Consider the following 5,541-nt stretch of genomic DNA (forward strand, 5'->3'; position numbering starts at 1 on the left):
GTGGTTCCGTTGTTGGTTGGGAACCGCATAGTGGACGCGTAGCATGTGATCTTCACTTTCCCCGTGTCACCGTCGGGGGTCCGGGGTTTTCCTGGTTGCCCGGGAGCCCTGGTCCTTCTGGTGGGGGTGGGTGTGTGGTGTAAGTTATCGGCTTATTAGTACCGGTCAGCTTCACAGGTCTTTCGTCCCTGCTTCCACATCCGGCCTATCAACCCAGTGGTCTGGCTGGGGGCCTCTCACACTCTAGGTGTATGGAAATCTCATCTTGAAGCAGGCTTCCCGCTTAGATGCTTTCAGCGGTTATCCCATCCGAACGTAGCTAATCAGCGGTGCACTTGGCAGTACAACTGACACACCAGAGGTTCGTCCGTCCCGGTCCTCTCGTACTAAGGACAGCCCTTCTCAAATTTCCTGCGCGCGCAGCGGATAGGGACCGAACTGTCTCACGACGTTCTAAACCCAGCTCGCGTACCGCTTTAATGGGCGAACAGCCCAACCCTTGGGACCTACTCCAGCCCCAGGATGCGACGAGCCGACATCGAGGTGCCAAACCATGCCGTCGATATGGACTCTTGGGCAAGATCAGCCTGTTATCCCCGAGGTACCTTTTATCCGTTGAGCGACGGCCATTCCACAATGTGCCGCCGGATCACTAGTCCCGACTTTCGTCCCTGCTTGAGATGTCTCTCTCACAGTCAAGCTCCCTTGTGCACTTACACTCGCCACCTGATTGCCAACCAGGCTGAGGGAACCTTTGGGCGCCTCCGTTACTTTTTAGGAGGCAACCGCCCCAGTTAAACTACCCATCAGGCACTGTCCCTGACCCGGATTACGGGCCGAAGTTAGATATCCAGAGTGACCAGAGTGGTATTTCAACGATGACTCCACGTGAACTGGCGTCCACGCTTCACAGTCTCCCACCTATCCTACACAAGCCACACCGAACACCAATACCAAACTATAGTGAAGGTCTCGGGGTCTTTCCGTCCTGCTGCGCGTAACGAGCATCTTTACTCGTACTGCAATTTCGCCGAGTTTATGGTTGAGACAGCGGGGAAGTCGTTACTCCATTCGTGCAGGTCGGAACTTACCCGACAAGGAATTTCGCTACCTTAGGATGGTTATAGTTACCACCGCCGTTTACTGGGGCTTAAATTCCCAGCTTCGTCCCACGCAAGCGTGAAACTAACCGGTCCTCTTAACCTTCCAGCACCGGGCAGGAGTCAGTCCGTATACATCGTCTTGCGACTTCGCACGGACCTGTGTTTTTAGTAAACAGTCGCTTCCCCCTGGTCTCTGCGGCCCTGATCCGCTCCGGCGAGCTAGTCGCCATCACAGTTGGGGCCCCCCTTCTCCCGAAGTTACGGGGGCATTTTGCCGAGTTCCTTAACCATAATTCTCTCGATCGCCTTAGTATTCTCTACCTGATCACCTGTGTCGGTTTGGGGTACGGGCGGCTGGAACCTCGCGCCGATGCTTTTCTCGGCAGCATAGGATCACCAAATTCCCCCATACGGGGGTCCCATCAGATCTCAGGCCCGTGATCGAACACAAGAACGCGGATTTGCCTACGTTCTGCCCTACATCCTTAGACCGGGACAACCATCGCCCGGCTTGGCTACCTTCCTGCGTCACACCTGTTAATACGCTTACCTCCCGAGATCAGGTCCCGCGATCCACAAAAAACCACGTCACCACAAGGGTGGGCGGTCATGCTTCTGGCGGTTAGTATCCCTCGATCAGTATTGGCGGTTCTTCGCCGGTACGGGAATATCAACCCGTTGTCCATCGACTACGCCTGTCGGCCTCGCCTTAGGTCCCGACTTACCCAGGGCAGATTAGCTTGACCCTGGAACCCTTGATCATTCGGCGGACGGGTTTCTCACCCGTCTTTCGCTACTCATGCCTGCATTCTCACTCGTGTGGGCTCCACCGCTGGTTTACACCGCGACTTCACTGCCCACACGACGCTCCCCTACCCATCCACACCCCTGAACTCAGGAGAACAAGTCTCCGGCTTGGGATCTATGTGAATGCCACAACTTCGGCGGTGTACTTGAGCCCCGCTACATTGTCGGCGCGGAATCACTTGACCAGTGAGCTATTACGCACTCTTTCAAGGGTGGCTGCTTCTAAGCCAACCTCCTGGTTGTCTGGGCAACTCCACATCCTTTCCCACTTAGCACACGCTTAGGGGCCTTAGTTGGTGGTCTGGGCTGTTTCCCTCTCGACTATGAAGCTTATCCCCCACAGTCTCACTGCTGCGCTCTCACTTACCGGCATTCGGAGTTTGGCTGACGTCAGTAACCTTGTAGGGCCCATTAGCCATCCAGTAGCTCTACCTCCGGTAAGAAACACGCAACGCTGCACCTAAATGCATTTCGGGGAGAACCAGCTATCACGAAGTTTGATTGGCCTTTCACCCCTACCCACAGCTCATCCCCTCCATTTTCAACTGAAGTGGGTTCGGTCCTCCACGACGTCTTACCGTCGCTTCAACCTGGCCATGGGTAGATCACTTCGCTTCGGGTCTAGATCACGCCACTGCAACGCCCTATTCAGACTCGCTTTCGCTACGGCTTCCCCACACGGGTTAACCTCGCGACGTAACACTAACTCGCAGGCTCATTCTTCAAAAGGCACGCCGTCACAGAAACTAAGTCTGCTCCGACGGTTTGTAGGCACACGGTTTCAGGTACTATTTCACTCCCCTCCCGGGGTACTTTTCACCTTTCCCTCACGGTACTGGTCCGCTATCGGTCATCAGGGAGTATTTAGGCTTACCAGGTGGTCCTGGCAGATTCGCACGGGATTTCTCGGGCCCCGTGCTACTTGGGATCCTCTCCAAACGGCGTCACGCATTACGGTTACGGGACTTACACCCTCTCCGGCCGGGCTTTCAAACCCGTTCACCTATACGCACGCACTCATTTCACCAGTCCGGCAGAACTGGAACGGAAAGTCCCACAACCCCAGTGATGCAACGCCCGCCGGCTATCACACACCACTGGTTTAGCCTGATCCGCGTTCGCTCGCCACTACTGACGGAATCACTATTGTTTTCTCTTCCTGTGGGTACTGAGATGTTTCACTTCCCCACGTTCCCTCCACGTACCCTATGTGTTCAGATACGGGTCACCCGGTCACTCGCGCGCCGGGCGGGGTTTCCCCATTCGGACATCCTGGGATCAAAGTTCGGTTATCAACTCCCCCAGGCTTATCGCAGATTCCCACGTCCTTCTTCGGCTCCTGATGCCAAGGCATCCACCGTGTGCCCTTAAAAACTTGACCACTAAGATCAAAACATATCGAGAAAACCAGGCCCGACCCGAAGATCGGAACCAGATTATTCTTAGAAATTGCTTCTTTTTAAGATGCTCGCGTCCACTATGCAGTTCTCAACCAACAACCCCGACACACCCCCACCCACCCCCGAACAGGGACAGACAGAGCATGCGCGGGAAAACCAGAAACAACCCGACCCCACACCCCCACCGGCCACACCACCCCCGCACGAGAACGACACCCACAACAGGCATCCCCTCGACACCGGGACCGGCACAACCAGCACAGAACATGGAGCCCTGTTATCTCAGGACCCAACAGTGTGCCAAACAGTAAAACCCGGTAACCCCCACCAACCACACGCTTTCCAGAACCCCGAAGGGAACGTACTCACCAGCCGGCAGGCACCACCAGGCACCTATCCATTGATATTCCACCCATGAGCACCCACCGCGGAACAAACGCCCGCGCTATGGGCTGACTCCTGCGAACCACACACCCACCACTGAAGGACAGGCACATGATCCGAGGCGCTCCTTAGAAAGGAGGTGATCCAGCCGCACCTTCCGGTACGGCTACCTTGTTACGACTTAGTCCCAATCGCCGGTCCCACCTTCGACGGCTCCCTCCCACAAGGGGTTAGGCCACCGGCTTCGGGTGTTACCAACTTTCGTGACTTGACGGGCGGTGTGTACAAGGCCCGGGAACGTATTCACCGCAGCGTTGCTGATCTGCGATTACTAGCGACTCCAACTTCATGAGGTCGAGTTGCAGACCTCAATCCGAACTGAGACCGGCTTTTTGGGATTAGCTCCACCTCACAGTATCGCAACCCTTTGTACCGGCCATTGTAGCATGCGTGAAGCCCAAGACATAAGGGGCATGATGATTTGACGTCGTCCCCACCTTCCTCCGAGTTGACCCCGGCAGTCTCCCATGAGTCCCCGGCATAACCCGCTGGCAACATGGAACGAGGGTTGCGCTCGTTGCGGGACTTAACCCAACATCTCACGACACGAGCTGACGACAACCATGCACCACCTGTAAACCGGCCACAAGTGGCTGACACATCTCTGCATCATTCCGGTTCATGTCAAGCCTTGGTAAGGTTCTTCGCGTTGCATCGAATTAATCCGCATGCTCCGCCGCTTGTGCGGGCCCCCGTCAATTCCTTTGAGTTTTAGCCTTGCGGCCGTACTCCCCAGGCGGGGCACTTAATGCGTTAGCTACGGCGCGGAAAACGTGGAATGTCCCCCACACCTAGTGCCCAACGTTTACGGCATGGACTACCAGGGTATCTAATCCTGTTCGCTCCCCATGCTTTCGCTCCTCAGCGTCAGTTACAGCCCAGAGACCTGCCTTCGCCATCGGTGTTCCTCCTGATATCTGCGCATTTCACCGCTACACCAGGAATTCCAGTCTCCCCTACTGCACTCTAGTCTGCCCGTACCCACCGCAGATCCGGAGTTAAGCCCCGGACTTTCACGGCAGACGCGACAAACCGCCTACGAGCTCTTTACGCCCAATAATTCCGGATAACGCTTGCGCCCTACGTATTACCGCGGCTGCTGGCACGTAGTTAGCCGGCGCTTCTTCTGCAGGTACCGTCACCAACCCCGAAGGACCGGCTTCTTCCCTACTGAAAGAGGTTTACAACCCGAAGGCCTTCATCCCTCACGCGGCGTCGCTGCATCAGGCTTGCGCCCATTGTGCAATATTCCCCACTGCTGCCTCCCGTAGGAGTCTGGGCCGTGTCTCAGTCCCAGTGTGGCCGGTCACCCTCTCAGGCCGGCTACCCGTCGTCGCCTTGGTAGGCCATTACCCCACCAACAAGCTGATAGGCCGCGAGTCCATCCAAAACCACAAAAGCTTTCCACCAACACCGCATGCGCGGGAAGGTCGTATCCAGTATTAGACCCGGTTTCCCAGGCTTATCCCAGAGTCAAGGGCAGGTTACTCACGTGTTACTCACCCGTTCGCCACTAATCCCCCCACAAGTGAGGTTCATCGTTCGACTTGCATGTGTTAAGCACGCCGCCAGCGTTCATCCTGAGCCAGGATCAAACTCTCCGTAAATGCATTACAGACACAACAATGACACCCGGGAAAACGGGCGACACCACTGCACAAAATTCGAAACCAGCCAAAAAAACCAGCCACCACACACGGGGTGCGCAGCAACCAGCAAATTCAACCAATCAAAAAACAATCGGTATCAACAAACTTGGCACACTATTGAGTTCTCAAACAACAGGA

2 rRNA genes are annotated in these 5,541 nt (G+C 55.8%); both read right to left on the reverse strand.

The features are described from left to right. Positions 1-134 precede the first annotated feature (134 nt). Positions 135-3,291 (reverse strand): 23S ribosomal RNA (locus AC4D2E_RS17585). Positions 3,292-3,826: 535 nt separating this feature from the next. Further along, positions 3,827-5,361: ribosomal RNA gene (locus AC4D2E_RS17590) — 16S ribosomal RNA — on the reverse strand. Together the 16S and 23S rRNA genes form the textbook arrangement of a ribosomal RNA operon. Positions 5,362-5,541: the final 180 nt, after the last annotated feature.

Source organism: Arthrobacter sp. TJ-265, from assembly GCF_058269135.1.